Below are 18635 nucleotides of genomic sequence, written 5' to 3'. Positions count from 1 at the left end.
TTACATCCCCTTGACGGCGAAAATGCCATTGGCGTTGCGCCAGTAGCCTTTATAGTCCATGCCGTAGCCGAAGATGTAGCGGTCGATGCACGGCAGGCCGACAAAATCGGCCTTCAGGTCAGGACGGGCCTTGCGGTCGTGGTCCTTGTCGATCAGCACGGCGGTGTGCACCGCGCGGGCGCCAGCGTGTTTGCAGAAATCGATGATCGCGCCCAGGGTATGCCCTTCATCCAGGATGTCGTCGATGATCAGCACGTCACGGTCGATGAACGAGACTTCCGGCTTGGCTTTCCAGAACAGGTCGCCGCCGCTGGTCTCGTTGCGATAACGGGTGGCGTGCAGGTAGGAAGCTTCCAGCGGGAAGTTCAGATAGGTCAGCAGCTTGCCGGAGAAAATCAGCCCGCCGTTCATCACGCAGAACACGACCGGATTGCTTTCAGCCAATTGATCGTTGATTTGCGCACCGACACGGGCGATGGCCGCTTCGACTTCAGCTTCGGTGTACAGGCAGTCAGCCTCTCGCATGACTTGACGGATATGCTCGAGATCAGCGGACATGTGCGCTCTCCAGGGGTGGCAGTTCGGAAAAGCGGGCAAAGGTACGCATCCCGCCCGGCCAGATCAAGCATTTGTGGACTAACGTTCTGTATTGTCTATAGGACAACACCCTCGGATAGATTAATCTAGGCCGGTTTTTTTGCCCGCCGCCGGAGCCTTCCCCATGCCCATCCTCGAGATCCGCCATCCGCTGATCAGACATAAACTCGGCCTGATGCGCCGCGCAGACATCAGCACCAAGAACTTCCGCGAACTCGCCCAGGAAGTCGGCGCCCTGCTCACCTACGAAGCCACCAAAGACCTGCCGCTCGAATCCTACGAGATCGCCGGCTGGGCCGGTGCGGTGCAAGTGGAAAAAATCGCCGGCAAGAAGATTACCGTGGTGCCGATCCTGCGCGCCGGTATCGGCATGCTCGAAGGCGTGCTCAGCTTGATCCCGGGCGCCAAGGTCAGTGCCGTGGGCGTGGCCCGCAACGAGCAGACCCTGCAAGCCCACACCTACCTGGAAAAACTGGTGCCGGAAATCGACGAACGCCTGGCAATGATCATCGACCCGATGCTCGCCACCGGCAGCTCGATGGTCGCCACCATCGATCTGTTGAAAAAGGCCGGTTGCCGCGATATCCGCGCCATGGTGCTGGTCGCCGCGCCCGAAGGCATCAAGGCCGTGGAAGATGCCCACCCCGACGTGACCATCTACACCGCCTCCATCGACCAGAAACTCAACGAACACGGCTACATCATTCCGGGCCTGGGCGATGCCGGCGACAAGATCTTCGGCACCAAGCAGAAGGACGCCTGAGCATGCAGGACGAATTCAACGATCCGCTCTGGCGTCAGGTGCTGTCCGGCGCGCAGATGCTGTTCGTCGCCTTCGGCGCGCTGGTGCTGATGCCGCTGATCACGGGCCTGGACCCGAACGTGGCACTGTTCACGGCGGGCCTGGGGACGATCCTGTTCCAGATCGTCACTGGGCGCCAGGTGCCGGTGTTCCTGGCGTCGAGCTTTGCCTTCATCACACCGATCATCCTCGCCAAGGGCCAGTTCGGCCTGGCGGCGACCATGGGCGGCGTGATGGCGGCCGGTTTCGTCTACACGTTTCTGGGCCTGGCGGTGAAGATCAAGGGCACCGGGTTCATTGACCGCCTGCTGCCGCCGGTGGTGATCGGTCCGGTGATCATTTCCATCGGCCTGGCGATGGCGCCGATTGCCGCGAACATGGCCATGGGCAAGGCCGGCGACGGTACCGAGCTGATTCATTATCAGACCGCGATGATGATTTCGATGCCGGCGTTGCTCACCACGTTGATTGTCGCCGTGTTCGGCAAGGGCATTTTCCGCCTGGTGCCGATCATCTCCGGCGTGCTGGTGGGCTTCGCCATGGCGTTTTTCTTTGGCGTCGTCGACACCGCGAAGATCGCCGCGGCCCCCTGGTTCGCCCTGCCCGCCTTCACCGCACCGGAGTTCAACTGGCAGGCGATCCTGTTCATCGTGCCCGTCGCGCTGGCACCGGCCATCGAGCACATCGGCGGCGTCATTGCCGTGGGCAGCGTGACCGGTCGCGATTACCTCAAAAAGCCAGGCCTGCATCGCACGTTGTTCGGCGACGGCGTCGCCACCACCGCAGCCGGCCTCTTCGGCGGCCCGCCCAACACCACTTACGCCGAAGTCACCGGCGCGGTGATGCTGACCAAGAACTACAACCCGAAGATCATGACCTGGGCCTCGATCTTTGCCATCAGCCTGGCGTTCATCGGCAAGTTCGGCGCGCTGCTGCAAAGCATTCCGGTGCCTGTGATGGGTGGGATCCTGTGCCTGTTGTTCGGCTCGATTGCCGCAGTGGGCATGAACACGCTGATTCGTCACAAGATCGATCTGGGCGAGGCGCGCAATTTGGTGATCGTTTCGGTGACGCTGGTGTTCGGCATCGGCGGCGTGCTGGTCGGCACCGGCACGGGCCCGGACGACTTCGGCCTCAAGGGCATCGCGCTGTGCGCCGTGGTGGCGATCGCGTTGAACCTGATCTTGCCAGGCAATGACGGATGGAAGCAGAAGAAGGCGGATGAGCCGCTGGTCTGACTCAGCTTGAGGTTATTGCTGTCAGTCAGATTGCTTTGGCGAGCAGGCTCGCTTCCACAGGAGATCCGTTGTGAACACAAATTTTGTGACCACTCGAGATCTACTGTGGGAGCGAGCCAGCTCGCGAAGGGGCCGCAGAATTTTTATAGCGCTAAAGGCGCCCGTTCGCAGAGGGTACTCAAGGCCTGCGCCCAGCGCGGATCGTCATTGAGACAAGGCACCAGTACCAACTCCTCGCCTCCCGCCTCGCGGAACTGCTCTCGGCCGCGATCACCGATTTCCTCGAGCGTCTCGATGCAATCGGCCACGAACGCCGGGCACATCACCAGGACTTTTTTCACGCCGCTCTTGGCCAGTTCCTCCAGACGCGCTTCGGTGTAGGGTTCGATCCACTTGGCACGGCCCAATCGCGACTGGAACGACACCGACCATTTACCCTGCGCCAGGCCCATGCGCTGGGCGAACAATTCGGCGGTACGAATGCACTGGGCGCGGTAACAGGTCGCCATGACTTCAGGCGGCGCGTTCTTGCAGCAGTCGGCATCCCTGAAGCAGTGGTAACCGGTGGGGTCGAGCTTGGTCAGGTGCCGCTCGGGCAAGCCATGGAAACTCAACAACAGATGATCATGGTCCTGCATCAGGTACGGCTTGGCGGTGGCAACCAGCGCATCGAGGTATTCCGGCTGATCGTAGAAAGGCTGGAGAATCGAGAATTTCACGTCGAGCTTCTTCTCGCGCACAACCCGCTTGGCTTCTTCGATGACCGTGGTGACGGTGCTATCGGCAAATTGCGGATACAACGGGGCCAGGGTGATGTTCTTGTGGCCCTGGCTCGCCAGGCGCACCAAGGTGGACTCCAGCGACGGCTCGCCGTAACGCATCGCCAACTCTACGGGCCCCTGCGTCCATTGGGCGGTCATCGCCTGTTGCAAGCGGCGGCTGAGCACTACCAGGGGTGAGCCCTCTTCCCACCAGATCGACGCGTAGGCGTGGGCAGACTGTTCGGGGCGCTTGATCAGGATCAGCGACACCAGCAACCGCCGGACCGGCCATGGCAGGTCGATCACGTACGGGTCCATCAGGAATTGATTGAGGTAGCGGCGCACATCGGCCACCGAGGTGGAGGCAGGCGAACCCAGATTCACCAGAAGCAACGCGTGATCGGTCATGCAACGTCCTATTTCAAAGGCGACCCGATAAATCTTCCAGGGCCGCGGGCAAATCAGTGAACTGGAATGAAAAACCCGCCGCCTGCAATCGGGCCGGCGTGGCGCGCTGGCCGCCCAGCAACAGCAATGACAATTCCCCCAACGCGACTTTCAGCGCAAGCTCCGGCATCGGCACCACGGCCGGGCGATGCAACACGTGCCCCAGGGCCTTGGCAAAATCGCGGTTGCGCACCGGGTTCGGCGCGCAGGCATTATAAGGACCGCTGGCATCACTGCGGTGCAGAAGAAAATCAATCAGAGCGATTTGATCGTCGATATGAATCCATGGCATCCACTGTCTCCCGTTGCCGATACGCCCGCCCAGCGCCAGTTTGAAGGGCAGCAGCAACCGCGACAAAAAGCCGCCCTCGGCGGACAGGACCAGGCCGGTTCGAACCAGGACCACGCGCAGGCCCAAGGCCTCGGCCCGCTGCGCCGTTTCCTCCCAAGCGATGCACAGCTGGCTGGCGAAGTCCTCGCTGACCGGCCCTGATTCCTCGGTCAGCTCCCGCTCGCCACCGTCGCCATACCAGCCCACGGCGGATCCGGAAATCAGCACCTGCGGTTTCTGCTCGCACCGTTCCAGCCATGCAAGCAAAGCCTCGGTCAACGTGATGCGGCTGCTCCACAGCAAGATCTTGCGCTTGTGGCTCCAGGGCCGATCAGCGATGGGCGCGCCGGCGAGGTTGACCACCGCGTCCACCGGCTCGCCAATTTCATCGAGCGCGGCGATGCCGCGCACCTGCGCCCCGCAGATTTTCGCCACCTGCTCGGGTCGACGACTCCATACCGTCAAGCGATGGCCTTGCTCCAACCAGTGCTGGCAGAGCTGACGTCCGATCAAACCAGTACCGCCGGTCAGCAATATGTGCATGAGGTGTTCCTCGCATCGCGTTTTACCCGGTCCATTAGTCTATTTTTATAGGTAGAGTTTTTTCACATCGGCCAAGGTCTGTTTCTAACAATAGGACAACCTGCCAAAACGCGAACGGTAAAACTTATACCAAAAACCAAAATTGTACAGGATTAAACGACGGCGTAGTCTGTACAGAAAGTAAACGAGGCCCTCATGACTGTACCTATCGCAATCATCGGCACCGGCATCGCCGGACTCTCCGCCGCCCAGGCCCTGACGGAGGCCGGGCATGTCATCCAACTTTTCGATAAAAGCCACGGTAGCGGCGGACGCATGTCGAGCAAGCGCAGCGACGCTGGCGCGCTGGACATGGGCGCCCAGTATTTCACTGCCCGGGACCGGCGCTTCGTCACGGAGGTGCAGCGCTGGCAAGCCAACGGCTGGGCAGCGGAATGGAACCCGCAGCTCTATCACTTCCAGGACGGGCAGATGAGCCCTTCACCGGACGAACAGACCCGTTGGGTCGGCACCCCGCGCATGAGCGCGATTACCCGTGCCCTGCTCGGCGACCTGCCCGTGCAGTTCTCCTGCCGCATCACCGAAGTGTTTCGCGGCCAGGAGCACTGGCATCTGCAGGACGCTGAAGGGTTCACCCATGGCCCGTTCGGCCAGGTGGTCATCGCCACGCCCGCGCCCCAGGCGACCGCATTACTGGCCGCGGTGCCGAAACTGGCTGGCGTGGCCGCCGGGGTGAAAATGGACCCGACCTGGGCGGTGGCGCTGGCCTTCGAACAGCCTTTGGATACGCCCATGGAAGGCTGCTTCGTGCAGGACAGCCCTCTCGACTGGCTGGCACGCAACCGCAGCAAGCCAGGCCGCGATAGCAAGCTCGACACTTGGGTGCTGCACGCCACCAGCGACTGGAGCCGCCAGCACATCGACATGTCCAAGGAAGCGGTCATCGAACACCTGCACGGTGCCTTCGCCGAACTGCTGCACAGCGCGATGCCCGCTCCGAGCTTCAGCGTAGCCCACCGCTGGCTGTACGCCCGCCCCGCCAGCAGTCACGAATGGGGCGCGCTGGCCGATGCCGACCTGGGGTTGTACGTGTGCGGAGATTGGTGCCTGTCCGGCCGGGTCGAAGGGGCTTGGCTCAGCGGCCAGGACGCCGCGCGCCGGTTGCACGCCAGCCTCCAATAGATCGCCCTTGCCTCCCTCGCTGCTGTCGCAACAGACAGCAGCCCATCTGCGCCCTCCGTGGCATCGCCCGTTCATTCCATTGCCGGTTGACTTGTGTCCATTCGGACCTATGATTAAAAATATTGTACAGCGAAGTAAATATGTACAAGATTTTTATCCCAGAGGTAGCTCATGCCCAGCGAAGCGAACGCCAAACCCAAGATTGCTATCAGCGCATGCCTGATGGGCGCCGAAGTTCGCTTCAATGGCGGGCACAAGCAATCCCAGCTATGCAGCCGCACGCTTAATGACTTTTTCGATTTCGTCCCGGTTTGCCCTGAGGTCGCCATAGGCTTGGGCATTCCCCGGGAACCGATTCGGCTGGTGGGCAAACCCGAGCAACCCCACGCGGTCGGCACCGTGAACCGCGATCTCGATGTCACCCAACCGCTGGACGATTACGGTCGGCAAATGGCCGAGGAACTAAACGACATTTGCGGCTACATCTTCATGCAGAAGTCGCCGTCGTGCGGGCTGGAACGGGTCAAGGTCTACGATCACAACAGCGTGCCCCAGGACGGCGGCGGGCGTGGTATCTACGCGCAGGCCTTTTGTGCGCGGCATCCGGACCTGCCGGTGGAAGAAGACGGTCGCCTCAACGACCCGGTATTGCGTGAGAACTTCCTCACGCGTGTGTTCGTCTACGCCGCTTGGCAACCGCTGCGCCGTCGCGACCTGACCCGGCGTGATCTCATCGAATTCCACTCGCGCTACAAATACTTGCTGATGGCTCACGATCCGGTGCAATACAAGGCCCTCGGCAACCTGTTGGGCAACATGGGCACGTCGGATCCCAATGAGTTGGGCCCGCGTTATTTCAGTGCCCTGATGACGGCCTTGAAGAAATGCGCCACCCGCCGAACCCACGCCAACGTACTTCAACATTTGAGCGGCTATCTCAAACGCGCCATCGGCGCCGATGACAAGCGGGAAGTGCAGCACCTCATCCAGCAATATCGCCTCGGCATCGTGCCCTTGGTGGTGCCGCTGACGTTACTCAAGCATCACCTGCGCCAGCATCCCGATCCATATCTTGCGCAACAGGCGTACCTGCAACCCCACCCGGAAAACCTCAGCCTGCGAAACGCCATCTGATGAACGACGAACCCGACTCCAGCGCCAGCGAAGACCTCGGCGCTGATTTTGCCACAGCGCTGGCGCAGGGCTGGCTGCCCATACGCGAAGTGTCCCGGCGGACCGGCGTCAACGCCGTCACGCTGCGTGCCTGGGAGCGCCGCTATGGCTTGATCGTGCCGCACCGCACCCCCAAGGGCCATCGCTTGTTCAGCGCTGAACATGTGCAACGGATCCAGAGCATCCTCACTTGGATCAATCGCGGCGTGGCCGTGAGCAAGGTCAAGCCGTTGCTCGACACTCCGCAGCCGCCCGACGAGCCATTGGAAGATGATTGGCAGTGCCAGCGCCACGCCCTTGCCCTGGCGGTGATGCAACTGGCCGAGCGGCAAGTCGATCATCTGGTCAACCAGGCGATGGCGCTTTATCCGCCCAGTACTGTTTGCGAACAGTTGCTGCTGCCCTTGCTCGACGAATTGCAGACACGTTGGCAAGGGCAGTTCGGCGCGCAGTTGGAGCAGGTGTTCTTTTATTCCTGGCTGCGCAGCAAGTTCGGCAGCCGGGTCTACCACAACAACCGCCAGGTGCATGGCGCGCCGTTGCTGATGGTCAATCATTCTCTGTCGTCCCAGGAACCGCACCTGTGGTTGACGGCCTGGCTCGCCAGCAGCTCCGATTGCCCCGTGGAGGTCTTCGATGCGCCTTTGCCGGCGGGAGAGTTGGCGCTGGCGGTCGAACGGCTCAAGGCCCGCGCCGTGTTGCTGTATTCAAGCAATGCCTTGAACCTTTCCCAATTGCCTAGGCAACTGAATGCCGTCGACTGCCCGATCATCATCGCCGGCCCGGCCGTGTCCATTCATCTCGCCAGGCTATCCACCGACGTCTCGATGCCCCACGTCAGTTGGGCCGAAAACCCGCTCTGCGCTCACGCCGAACTGAATCGTCGGGCGCTTCTTTAAAGAGTATGTCCATGCAATTGATCTGGCTGCGCAGCGATTTGCGCGTGCACGACAACACCGCGCTTGCCACCGCTGCCGCCCGAGGCCCCTGCGTGGCGGTATATCTGCCAAGCCCGGGGCAATGGCGCGCCCACGATGATGCGCCTTGCAAAGTCGATTTCTGGTTGCGCAACCTGGCGTCGCTGAGCACGGCGTTGGAAGGACTGAACATCCCGCTGCTGATCCGCCAAGCGCCCCAATGGGACCAGGCGCCAGAAGTATTGGCGACACTGTGCCGGGAGCTGAACATCGACGCCGTGCACGTCAACGAAGAATACGGCCTGAACGAAACCCGACGCGACACCGAAGTCGCTCGTGCGCTGGCTGGAGAGGGTGTCGAGTTTCATAGCCACCTCGACCAGCTCTTGTTCAAGCCCGGCAGCGTGCTGACCAAGACCGGCAACTATTTCCAGGTATTCAGCCAGTTTCGCAAGGTGTGCTACCAACGCTTGCATTTCTCACTACCGAGCGTGGTGCCCACGCCTGCCCGGCAAGCGTCCACCGCCATAGCCAGTGATCCCGTGCCGACGTGCGTCGAAGGTTTCGAGCCACCCAGCGAAACGCTGCGAACCCTGTGGCCGGCCGGTGAGAGCGAAGCCCGGCGGCGGCTGGATGGGTTTGTCGAGCAGCACATCGACGACTACCTGACTGAGCGGGACTTCCCGGCCAGGACTGGCACCAGCCAGCTTTCGGCCTACCTGGTGGCCGGCGTGGTATCGCCGCGCCAATGCCTGCACGCGGCACTGCACGCCAACCAGGGTGAATTCGAAAGTGGAAATGCAGGAACAGTGACCTGGATCAATGAATTGCTCTGGCGGGAGTTTTACAAACACATATTGGTGGGCTATCCACGCGTGTCCCGACACCGCGCGTTTCGCCCGGAGACCGAGGCCTTGGCGTGGCGCCAAGCGCCGGATGAACTGGCGGCGTGGCAACAGGCGCGCACCGGCCTGCCGATCATCGATGCGGCCATGCGCCAGCTGCTGGAGACGGGCTGGATGCACAACCGGTTGCGGATGGTGGTGGCCATGTTCCTGACCAAGAATCTGCTGATCGACTGGCGCGAAGGCGAACGTTTTTTCATGCGCCATCTGATCGACGGCGACCTGGCGGCCAACAATGGCGGCTGGCAATGGAGCGCTTCCACCGGGACGGACTCGGCGCCCTGGTTCCGCATCTTCAATCCACTGAGCCAATCGGAGAAATTTGATCGCGAGGGACTATTTATCAAGCGTTGGCTGCCTGAATTGAACAATTTGGATAACCAACGTGTCCACCGTCCTGATGCCCAGCGCGAACTGTTTGACGCAACGGATTATCCGTCACCGATCGTTGATCTGGCGCAATCAAGAATGCGGGCTTTGGCGGCCTTCAAGCGGTTGCCGTCTCGCCAGGACATGAAATCAAACTGAAGCGCGATTATCAGACATGAAATTGGCCAGATCGGGAATTCACATCGCGCTGGACCTTATATAGTCTTACTAACTTAGGGCTTCTGCATAGGAGAACAGGATTGGGACGAAGGTATTGGCTAACCGGTGCGGCTGATGGCGTGGGTGCCTCGCTGGCTGAAGCATTGCTTCAGACCGGGGCGCAGTTGGCTATCGGCTCGTCTAAAATGTCCAACCTCCTTTCCCAGCGCTTTCCCGACCAAGTCTTGGCGGTACCGGCCAAATTGACCAACAGCCAGATCGCTCGAGAGGTCGGCCAATTGATTTCCCAGCAATGGGGCGCGTTGGACACGGTGATCATCAATGCCGGAACGGCCGAATACGTTGAAGGCCAACCGGCTGACCATACGCTGGTCGAACGCATCATCCGCAGCAATCTGTTGGTTGCAAGTTTTTGCATTGACGTGGCGCTGCCGTTATTGCGCCAGGGGGGCACGCCTCACCTGGTAGGCATTACCAGCCCCGTCACGTACCTGGCGCCCTCCCACGCGCCAGGCGACGGCACTACGCTGCGCCAGGTGTTTGAATCGGTTCGTGGCGCCCCGTCCGGCAAAGGCATCGACGTAACGCTGGTTATCCCAGGATTCGACGACCCGGCGATGGGTCTCGACGGTAGCCTTCCCATCCCGACCCGATGGTCGGCCCCAGCGACGGCGAACTACATCTTGGCGCAGTTGAACGAACGCCCCCACGAAACGCCCCTACCCGCCGCCTCCATGAAGACCCTCTGGCCGTTACCCTCCCCGGCCAACAATTTTCCCGCGGACACCCAGCCCGCTGGCGAATCCCCGATCAAGGGACAACCCTGATCGACCCGGTTGCCTTACACTGCGCGCCATGAAAACCATCCCCCTCGTTGAACTGCCTGCGCCGGTCGTCACATGCTCGACATGCGCGGCGTGCTGCTGCCAGCTGGAAGTGATGTTGATCACCGATACTGGCGTTCCGGAACGTTTCATCGACACAGACGATTGGGGTGGGGAGGTCATGCTGAGGCTCGATGACGGCTGGTGCGCGGCGCTGGATCGCGACAGCATGATGTGCACGATCTACGAAAAGCGCCCGCTGATCTGCAGAGAATTCGAGATGGGCGCGCCGGAGTGCCTGGAAGAACGCCAGGGCATTGCGACGGCGTATCGATAAAGAATGGTCTGACGCACTGGATCCCTGTGGAGCGAGCTTGCTCGCGATAGCGGTGGACCAGGCGAGTGCAGGCGCTGGTCACCGCTATCGCGAGCAAGCTCGCTGACACGGTTTTTGCTGTTACAGCGGCATCGTGTAGTGCAGCGCGTAACTTTCTACCCCGTCGTTGTCCGACGAGATGCCGGCGTTGGAATAGTGAGTGGCACGAATGCCCACTTCGTGTCCGCCATTGAAGCGCAGGCCGAAACCGACACGGTCTTCGAACTGGAACGACGTACCGAGCTTGTTGGTTTCGATCTCGGTATTGTCAAAAAACGCGACGCCGATCCCCGCCTCGATGTAGGGCTTCACGTTCTGACCCGCAAATTCGTACACAAACACCGGCGAGAACGACAGGCTATGGTTACTGGAGGTCTTGTCCCCTTCCCAGTAAGTGTAGGCACCGCTCCAATAACCGGTCAGCCGACCCACGTCACTCTGCAGCCAGCTCTTGTCCCAATCGAACTGCATGCCCAGGCGATAGGTCATGGTCGAGTCGCCGGTCTGGCCGACCCCGAACTCCACGCCTGCCGCCTGTGCGGTGTAAGTGTGCCCCAGCAACGCAGCCGCAAGCGCGGCAAAGCAGAATAAACGCTTCATTAGAAACATCCTTTTCCGACAGCTTTAGTTAGTTTTTTCTTACAAACAGACAGAGCTATAGAAATCCGCGCCAAAACAGAAGTTCAGCACGATTTACATAATTTTCACGTTTTTTTTACAGGACGAAGCTTCGCACAATGCCGGAAGAATTCCATAGCATCGGTAGGATTTTTCTTAAATGTGACGGATCGGCACTGCTCCAGAATTGCGTTTCGCCAGCAGGCCCCTCGGCAGCTATTGCCCGCTCGCTCAGTAAGCGCTGGAGTTGGCGAGCCACGGCAGCGCCAGTGTCGATCAGGCTGACATCCTCCGGAACCATCTCTTTGAGCAGTGACTTGAGGAATGGATAGTGCGTGCAACCCAGGATCACCGTGTCGCAACCAGCCGCCAGCAACGGGGCAACGTAGCCCTGCAGCACCTGGCGCAAGGCCGGGCTGTGCAAGTCGCCAGCCTCGATCAGTTCGACCAATCCGGGACAGGGCTGCGTGACCACTCGCACGTCCGTGGCGAAGCGGTCGAGCAATGCGGCAAATTTGGCGCTCTGCAACGTGCCTGTGGTGGCGAGCACACCGACGATGCCGCTTCGAGTCGCCGCAGCGGCCGGCTTGACCGCCGGTTCCATGCCGACAATGGGCCAGTCCGGATAATCACGACGCAGGTCAGCCACTCCGGCGACGGTTGCCGTATTGCAGGCCACCACCAGCGCCTTGGCTCCCTGGCGTTGAAAAAAATCGGCAATGATCGCGCACCGCCGACGGATGAATTCCGGGCTTTTTTCTCCGTAGGGAATATGCCCGCAATCGGCTACGTACAGCAGCGACTCATGGGGCAGCAATCGGCGAATTTCCCCCAGCACCGACAGCCCGCCGACCCCTGAATCGAACACCCCGACCGGTGCCTCACTCATGTCGGGTACCGCAAACGCCGCACTCCGGATCACGCTTGACCCGCAATTCGCGAAATCGCGTGCCCAGCGCATCGATCAACAGCAGGCGCCCCATTAGCGGCTCACCAAAGCCGGCCAACAGTTTCAGGGCCTCAAGCGCCTGGAGACTGCCCACCAACCCCACGAGCGGCCCAAGAACGCCGGCCTCGCTGCAGGTCAGCTCGGCTTCGCTGCCGTGCCCGTAGAGGCAGTGGTAACAAGGGCTTTCGGGGCGGCGCGGGTCGAATACCGACAGTTGGCCCTCCAGGCGGATGGCCGCGCCGCTGATCAAGGGCTTGCCCGCGGCGACGCAGGCTGCGTTCACCGCTTCGCGGGTGGAAAAGTTGTCGGAGCAGTCCAGCACGACGTCGACCGCCGCCACCGCGTCAGCCAGGCTGCCGTCGTCCATGGCCGTTGGATGGGGGACCAGTCGGACTTCAGGGTTGATGGCGGTGAGGCGGCGCATCGCCGAATCGACCTTGGTCAACCCGACGCTATCAGTGTCGTGGATGATCTGTCGCTGCAGGTTGGTCAGGTCGACCGTGTCGAAGTCGGCCAGGTGCAACTCGCCGACACCGGCTGCGGCCAGGTACAACGCCACTGGCGCGCCCAGGCCACCGAGGCCGACAATCAATGCGCGGCTCTGCTTGAGGCGCAGTTGCCCATCGATGTCGACGTGTTGCAACAGGATCTGTCGACTGTAGCGCAGCAGCTCTTGATCGTTCAGCACGGCAGGCGTCCCAGACTGATGCGTTCGTGATCACCGAGGTCCTTGCGGCTATGGACCTGGGCAAAACCTTGTTCTTGCAGCAGCCCCCGCACCGCGTCGGCCTGGTCATAACCATGCTCGAGCATCAGCCAGCCGCCTGCCTCGAGGTGATCGGGGGCCTGCTGGACAATCACGCGCAAATCGTCGAGCCCGTCCGGCCCCGCCACCAGCGCACTGGCCGGCTCGAAACGCACGTCGCCCTCGGCCAGATGCGGATCGCTGGCGGCTATATAGGGCGGGTTACTGATGATCAGCCCGAAACGTTCGCCTTCCAGCGCACTGAACCAGTGGCTGCTCAGGATTGCGACGTTACGCAGGCCCAGGCGCTGGCGATTGCGTTCGGCCAACGCCACAGCCTCCAGCACACGATCGACCGCCGTCACGCTCCAGGCCGGACGCTCGCTGGCCAATGCCAAGGCAATCGCGCCGCTGCCGGTGCCCAGGTCGAGGACCCGGGCCGGCGTGGCTGTCAGCAGCTCCAACGCAGCTTCAACCAGCAACTCGGTGTCGGGACGCGGGATCAATGTGTGGGGCGCGACTTCCAGGTCCAGTTTCCAGAAACCCTGCTGCCCGAGGATATAGGCCACCGGCTCGCCGGAGCGACGACGGCGTAGATATTCGGAAAACACCAGCGCGGCCTCGCTCGGCACGATCCGCTCGGGCCAGGTGTGCAGGAAGCTGCGGGACTTGCCCAGGGCAGCGGCCAGCAACAACTCCGCATCCAAGCGTGACGTGGGGGAATCCGGCAATTCGGCGGCGCGAAGCAAACTGGCGATGATGGTCATTGGGTCACCCGTGCTTACTCGCCAATCGCGGCCAGTTGGTCGGCCTGGTATTCGGCGAGCAAAGGCTCGATGACGGCGTCGACACCACCGGCCAGGATCTCGTCGAGGGAGTACAAGGTCAGGTTGACCCGGTGATCGGTCACCCGGCCCTGGGCAAAGTTGTAGGTACGGATGCGCTCGGAACGGTCGCCCGACCCCACCAGCAGTTTGCGCTCGCTGGCGATGGCGTTGGCGGCGGCGCTGGTCTGCTGGTCGTTGAGCTTGGCCGAAAGCCAGGCCATCGCCCGTGCCCGGTTCTTGTGCTGGGAGCGTTCTTCCTGGCACTCGACGACAATGCCCGAGGGCAAGTGAGTGATGCGGATCGCCGAATCGGTCTTGTTGACGTGCTGGCCACCAGCCCCCGAAGAACGGTAGGTGTCGATCCGCAGGTCCGCCGGGTTGATCTCGATGGCTTCCTGCTCGTCCGGCTCGGGCAACACCGCGACGGTGCAGGCCGATGTATGGATGCGGCCCTGGGATTCGGTGGCCGGCACCCGTTGTACGCGGTGGGCGCCGGATTCGAACTTCAACTTCCCGTAGACGTTGTCGCCCTCGACCCGGGCGATGACTTCTTTATAGCCACCGTGTTCGCCTTCGTTCTCCGACAGGATCTCCACCCGCCAGCCGCGACGCTCGGCATAACGCGAATACATGCGAAACAGGTCGCCGGAAAAGATCGCGGCTTCGTCGCCGCCCGTGCCGGCGCGGATTTCGAGAAAGACGTTTCGTCCGTCATTCGGGTCCTTTGGCAGCAACATGCGTTGTAGATTGCTTTCCAGCTCGACCAATTGCTCCTTGGCTTCGCGCACTTCCTCCACGGCCATTTCGCGCATGTCCGGGTCGCTGTCCTTGAGCAGCGCCTGGGCGCCCTCAAGGTCGCCCTGCACTTTGAGCAGTTGCTTATAGGTGGCGACAATCGGCTCGACTTCCGCGTACTCCTTGGAATAGGTGCGGAATTTGTTCTGGTCGGAAATGACTTCGCCGTCGCCCAGCAAGGCGGTCAGTTCCTCGAAACGGTCCTGGAGAATGTCCAGCTTATTGAGCAGTGACGCTTTCATTGCGATTTTTTATCCGAAAAGCTATCCGGTGAAGCCTCACCGAGGGCGAAAAGTTCCTGGGCCATGGCCAGCGCATCGAGGCGGCCCTCGGCCGTCAGCTTCTTGAGCTGGACGCTTGGGGCATGGAGCAATTTGTTGGTCAGGCCGCGCGCCAGTTGCACCAACACCTCTTCGGCGCTGCCGCCGTTGGCCAGCAGGCGCTGGGCCTTTTGCAATTCTTCGTCGCGCAGGCGCTCGCTTTGCTGACGATACGCCTTGAGCACGTCCACCGCCGCCAGCTCGCGCAGGCGCACCATGAAATCCTCGGCGCCAACGGTGATCATTTCCTCGGCGGCCTGCGCCGCGCCTTGCCGGCTCTTCAGGTTCTCGGCTACGACTTCGTGCAGGTCATCGACACTGTAGAGGTATACGTCATCCAGTTCGCCGACTTCGGGCTCGATGTCGCGGGGCACGGCAATGTCGACCATGAAGATCGGCTTGTGCTTGCGCAGTTTCAAGGCGCTTTCCACCGCGCCCTTGCCCAGAATCGGCAACTGGCTGGCGGTGGAACTGATGACAATGTCGCTGTGCACCAGTTCGGCGGGAATATCCGACAGCAGCACCGCATGCGCACCGAATTGCTCGGCCAGGGTACTGGCGCGCTCAAGGGTGCGGTTGGCGACCACGATGCGCTTCACCCCCAGGTCATGCAGATGGCGGGCGACCAGGGTGATGGTCTCGCCAGCACCGATCAGCAGCGCCTGGCTGCGTTGCAAATCGCTGAATATCTGCTTCGCCAGGCTGACAGCGGCAAACGCCACGGACACAGGGTTTTCGCCAATGGCGGTGTCGGTGCGCACTTGCTTGGCGGCGTTGAAAGTGGCCTGGAACAGACGCCCCAGCAGCGGCCCGACGGTGCCGGCCTCGCGCGCCACGGCATAGGCCGACTTCATCTGGCCGAGAATCTGCGGTTCGCCGAGCACCAGCGAATCGAGCCCCGAAGCGACACGCATCATGTGACGAACAGCCGCATCGTCCTCATGGACATAGGCACTGGCGCGCAGCTCTTCCAGACTCAGGTCATGGTATTCGGCCAGCCAGCGCAGCACCGAATCGGCCGAGACGTGATCCTGTTCTATATAAAGCTCACTGCGATTACAGGTGGAGAGGATCGCAGCTTCGCGGCTGTCGGTGAGTCGGCAGAGCTGCTGCAGGGCCTCAACCAGCTGCTCAGGCGTAAAGGCCACGCGCTCGCGGACATCTACTGAAGCAGTCTTGTGGTTAATACCAAGTGCAAGGAAGGCCATTCAAGGTCGCTGATGGTGACGTGAAGCCGGCAATTGTCCTACTTCGCCAGATTGAGAACAACCACCACCGACTATTGTCACAATTACCTGTGCCTATAAGGCATCCGCCGAGACTCGGTTATGTTTGACCGATGGCTTGTGTCATGATGATCCGACCGCAGGTAAGTCGTCCTCTTCCTATATGAATAGATCTTTTGCGTTGCTCCTCGCTTTTGCCTTTCTCGGCGGCTGCCAGTCCATGGCCCCCGTTTCGACGGACGGTACGCCACCGGTCGAAGGCAGCACTCCGGCTCCCGAAAAGCCCAAGGTGTACGGCTCGTTCAGCGAAGAAACTGTCTTCAGCCTGCTGAGTGCCGAGCTGGCAGGCCAGCGCAATCGTTTCGACATTGCCCTGGATAACTACGTCACCCAGGCCATCAACACTCAGGATCCGGGCATTTCCGAGCGGGCGTTCCGCATTGCCGAATACCTGGGGGCCGACCAGGCCGCGCTGGATACGGCGCTGATCTGGGCCAAAAACGCCCCGGACGACCTCGAAGCGCAACGCGCCGCCGCCGTGCAACTGGCGCGCGCCGGGCGTTACGACGATTCCATGGTGTACATGGAAAAAGTCTTGCTGGGCAAGGGCGATACCCATTTCGATTTCCTTGCGCTGTCCGCCGCCGATACCGACCAAGAGACCCGCGACGGCTTGAAGAAGAGTTTCGATCGCCTGCTGGAACGTCACCCGAACAACGGCCAGTTGATTTTCGGCAAGGCCTTGCTGCTGCAGCAGGACGGCGACTCCCAAGGCGCCCTCACCTTATTGGAAGACAACCCGCCGGAAGCGGGCGAAGTGGCGCCTATCCTGTTGCGTGCACGCTTGCTGCAAGGCATGAATCGCGGCGACGAAGCGCTGCCGCTGATGGAAAAAAGCATCAAGAAGTACCCGGACGACAAACGCCTTCGCCTCACCTACGCCCGCATGCTGGTGGAAAACAACCGCATGGACGACGCCAAGGTCGAGTTTTCCAGCCTGGTGCAGCAATACCCCGAAGACGACGATTTGCGTTATTCCCTGGCGCTGGTCTGCCTGGAGGCCAAGGCGTGGGAAGAAGCCAAGGGTTACCTGGAAGACCTGATAGCCCGGGAAAGCCACGTCGACTCGGCCCACCTGAACCTGGGCCGCATCGCCGAGGAGCGCAACGATCCCGAGAGCGCGCTGATCGAGTACGCCCAGGTCGGCCCGGGCAATGACTACCTCCCAGCGCAGCTGCGCCAGGCTGACATCCTGATCGGCAACGGCCGGACGGCCGAGGCCCAAAGTCGCCTGGCCGTTCAGCGCGACACCCAGCCGGACTATGGCATCCAGCTCTACCTGATCGAGGCCGAAACCCTGTCGGCCAACAAGCAGGGCGATAAAGCCTGGGCTGTTCTGCAACAAGCGTTGAAGCAATACCCGGACGATCTGAACCTGCTGTACACCCGCGCCATGCTCGCGGAAAAACGCAACGATCTGGCCCAGATGGAAAAAGACCTGCGGCTGATCATCCAGCGCGACCCCGACAACGCGATGGCCCTCAACGCCCTCGGCTACACGCTATCGGATCGGACCACCCGCTACGATGAGGCCAAGGTGCTGATCGAGCAGGCCCACCGGATCAATCCGGAAGACCCGGCCGTACTCGACAGCCTCGGCTGGGTGAATTTCCGCCTGGGCAACCTCGACGAAGCCGAACGCCTGTTGCGCCAGGCCCTGGAGCGCTTCCCCGACCAGGAAGTCGCCGCGCACCTGGGTGAAGTACTGTGGGCCAACGGCAAACAACGCGAAGCCAGGCAGATCTGGGACAAGTTCCTCAAGGAACAACCGGACAGCCCGATTCTGCGCGGCACCATCAAACGCCTGACCGGATCAGAGACCCTTTAAGATTATGTTTGTGCGCCACTTCATTATTTTCAGTTTCATCGCCCTGCTCGCCGGTTGCGCGGGCTTCGGCGCCCGAGAATCCGTCCAGGGCCATGGCGACCCGGCCCAGTGGCGCGAGCATAAAGAACAGCTCAGCGGCCTCGACGGCTGGCAGATCGACGGCAAGATCGGCATTCGTGCGCCCAAGGACTCTGGCAGCGGTACCTTGTTCTGGTTGCAGCGCCAGGATTACTACGACATTCGACTTTCGGGCCCCCTGGGGCGCGGTGCGGCGCGGCTGACCGGCCGGCCGGGGCAGGTTTCGCTGGAAGTCGCCAACCAGGGACGCTACGAGGCTCCGAGCCCCGAAGCACTGCTGGAAGAACAGCTGGGCTGGAAACTGCCGGTTTCCCACCTCACCTGGTGGGTTCGCGGCCTCCCGGCACCGGACAGCAAGAGCCGTCTGACCCTGGACGCCGACAGCCGCCTGTCGAACCTGGAGCAGGATGACTGGCAGATCGAATACCTGAGCTATGCCGAGCAGAACGGCTACTGGTTGCCGGAGCGCATCAAGCTGCACGGCAGCAACCTGGACGTCACGCTGGTCATCAAGCAATGGCAGCCGCGCAAGCTGGGGCAATGA

Annotated in this window: 19 protein-coding genes; 10 read left to right on the top strand and 9 right to left on the bottom strand. The window is 61.5% G+C overall.

All coding sequences use genetic code 11. From position 1 onward, the window contains the following. Positions 1–558, bottom strand: a complete 558-nt coding sequence (locus tag J3P92_RS04945) for a hypoxanthine-guanine phosphoribosyltransferase (RefSeq protein ID WP_030138595.1) — start codon at positions 556–558, stop codon at positions 1–3. Positions 559–721: 163 nt separating this feature from the next. On the opposite strand from J3P92_RS04945, the gene upp reads away from it, so the two are divergent. Together upp and J3P92_RS04935 are read left to right on the top strand one after the other, a co-directional pair. After that, the gene (gene upp / locus J3P92_RS04940; protein ID WP_039592183.1) at positions 722–1360 is read left to right on the top strand and encodes a uracil phosphoribosyltransferase; all 639 of its coding nucleotides are present in this window, start codon (positions 722–724) and stop codon (positions 1358–1360) included. A gap of 2 nt (positions 1361–1362) precedes the next feature. Further along, positions 1363–2637 (top strand): uracil-xanthine permease family protein, encoded by a 1275-nt coding sequence (locus J3P92_RS04935; protein WP_434562355.1) that lies wholly within the window; start codon positions 1363–1365, stop codon positions 2635–2637. Between the two features lie 143 nt (positions 2638–2780). Here J3P92_RS04935 and hemH read toward each other — a convergent pair whose 3' ends face one another. Next, on the bottom strand, positions 2781–3806 hold the full coding sequence (hemH, locus tag J3P92_RS04930; protein WP_434650023.1) for a ferrochelatase: 1026 nt from the start codon (positions 3804–3806) through the stop codon (positions 2781–2783). Positions 3807–3819: 13 nt separating this feature from the next. Next, positions 3820–4719, bottom strand: a complete 900-nt coding sequence (locus tag J3P92_RS04925) for a TIGR01777 family oxidoreductase (RefSeq protein ID WP_420764079.1) — start codon at positions 4717–4719, stop codon at positions 3820–3822. A 195-nt stretch (positions 4720–4914) separates the two neighbouring features. Between J3P92_RS04925 and J3P92_RS04920 the strand changes: the two genes are divergently transcribed. The 6 genes from J3P92_RS04920 to J3P92_RS04895 all read left to right on the top strand — a co-directional run bounded on the left by J3P92_RS04920 (position 4915) and on the right by J3P92_RS04895 (position 10606). Continuing rightward, positions 4915–5901 (top strand): NAD(P)/FAD-dependent oxidoreductase, encoded by a 987-nt coding sequence (locus J3P92_RS04920; protein ID WP_434562351.1) that lies wholly within the window; start codon positions 4915–4917, stop codon positions 5899–5901. Positions 5902–6072: 171 nt separating this feature from the next. Further along, positions 6073–7035 carry a YbgA family protein gene (locus tag J3P92_RS04915; protein ID WP_434650022.1) on the top strand — a complete coding sequence of 321 codons (963 nt, stop codon included), beginning with the start codon at positions 6073–6075 and terminating at the stop codon, positions 7033–7035. Continuing rightward, complete coding sequence (locus J3P92_RS04910) at positions 7035–7973, top strand: MerR family transcriptional regulator (protein ID WP_434609588.1); 939 nt, start codon at positions 7035–7037, stop codon at positions 7971–7973. The genes J3P92_RS04915 and J3P92_RS04910 overlap by 1 nt, the downstream gene beginning before the upstream one ends. An 11-nt stretch (positions 7974–7984) precedes the next feature. Beyond that, on the top strand, positions 7985–9424 hold the full coding sequence (phrB, locus tag J3P92_RS04905; protein ID WP_434650021.1) for a deoxyribodipyrimidine photo-lyase: 1440 nt from the start codon (positions 7985–7987) through the stop codon (positions 9422–9424). A gap of 140 nt (positions 9425–9564) precedes the next feature. Further along, positions 9565–10272, top strand: coding sequence for an SDR family NAD(P)-dependent oxidoreductase (locus tag J3P92_RS04900; RefSeq protein WP_434611520.1), 708 nt, complete (start codon positions 9565–9567; stop codon positions 10270–10272). Positions 10273–10300: 28 nt separating this feature from the next. After that, positions 10301–10606, top strand: a complete 306-nt coding sequence (locus tag J3P92_RS04895) for a YkgJ family cysteine cluster protein (protein WP_420764073.1) — start codon at positions 10301–10303, stop codon at positions 10604–10606. Positions 10607–10726: 120 nt separating this feature from the next. Here J3P92_RS04895 and J3P92_RS04890 read toward each other — a convergent pair whose 3' ends face one another. From J3P92_RS04890 to hemA, 6 genes are all read right to left on the bottom strand, one after another. Continuing rightward, complete coding sequence (locus J3P92_RS04890) at positions 10727–11245, bottom strand: acyloxyacyl hydrolase (RefSeq protein WP_434562343.1); 519 nt, start codon at positions 11243–11245, stop codon at positions 10727–10729. A gap of 115 nt (positions 11246–11360) precedes the next feature. Beyond that, positions 11361–12152 carry a glutamate racemase gene (gene murI / locus J3P92_RS04885; protein WP_434650020.1) on the bottom strand — a complete coding sequence of 264 codons (792 nt, stop codon included), beginning with the start codon at positions 12150–12152 and terminating at the stop codon, positions 11361–11363. Next, on the bottom strand, positions 12145–12900 hold the full coding sequence (locus J3P92_RS04880; protein ID WP_434650019.1) for a molybdopterin-synthase adenylyltransferase MoeB: 756 nt from the start codon (positions 12898–12900) through the stop codon (positions 12145–12147). Before J3P92_RS04880 ends, murI begins: the two co-directional genes overlap by 8 nt. Next, on the bottom strand, positions 12894–13724 hold the full coding sequence (prmC, locus tag J3P92_RS04875; RefSeq protein ID WP_434650018.1) for a peptide chain release factor N(5)-glutamine methyltransferase: 831 nt from the start codon (positions 13722–13724) through the stop codon (positions 12894–12896). The genes J3P92_RS04880 and prmC overlap by 7 nt, the downstream gene beginning before the upstream one ends. Before the next feature lie 14 nt (positions 13725–13738). Then, positions 13739–14821 (bottom strand): peptide chain release factor 1, encoded by a 1083-nt coding sequence (gene prfA / locus J3P92_RS04870; protein ID WP_039592197.1) that lies wholly within the window; start codon positions 14819–14821, stop codon positions 13739–13741. Further along, on the bottom strand, positions 14818–16107 hold the full coding sequence (gene hemA / locus J3P92_RS04865; RefSeq protein WP_039592198.1) for a glutamyl-tRNA reductase: 1290 nt from the start codon (positions 16105–16107) through the stop codon (positions 14818–14820). Before hemA ends, prfA begins: the two co-directional genes overlap by 4 nt. A gap of 181 nt (positions 16108–16288) precedes the next feature. Between hemA and J3P92_RS04860 the strand changes: the two genes are divergently transcribed. Both J3P92_RS04860 and lolB read left to right on the top strand, forming a co-directional pair. Beyond that, positions 16289–18013: a tetratricopeptide repeat protein gene (locus J3P92_RS04860; protein ID WP_434650017.1), complete on the top strand. Its 1725-nt coding sequence runs from the start codon at positions 16289–16291 to the stop codon at positions 18011–18013. A gap of 4 nt (positions 18014–18017) precedes the next feature. Then, positions 18018–18635: a lipoprotein insertase outer membrane protein LolB gene (gene lolB / locus J3P92_RS04855; protein ID WP_420764066.1), complete on the top strand. Its 618-nt coding sequence runs from the start codon at positions 18018–18020 to the stop codon at positions 18633–18635.

This window comes from Pseudomonas sp. D3-27 (assembly GCF_051132165.1).
Taxonomy (GTDB): domain Bacteria; phylum Pseudomonadota; class Gammaproteobacteria; order Pseudomonadales; family Pseudomonadaceae; genus Aquipseudomonas.
This window is presented reverse-complemented; position numbering and strand designations above follow the sequence as displayed.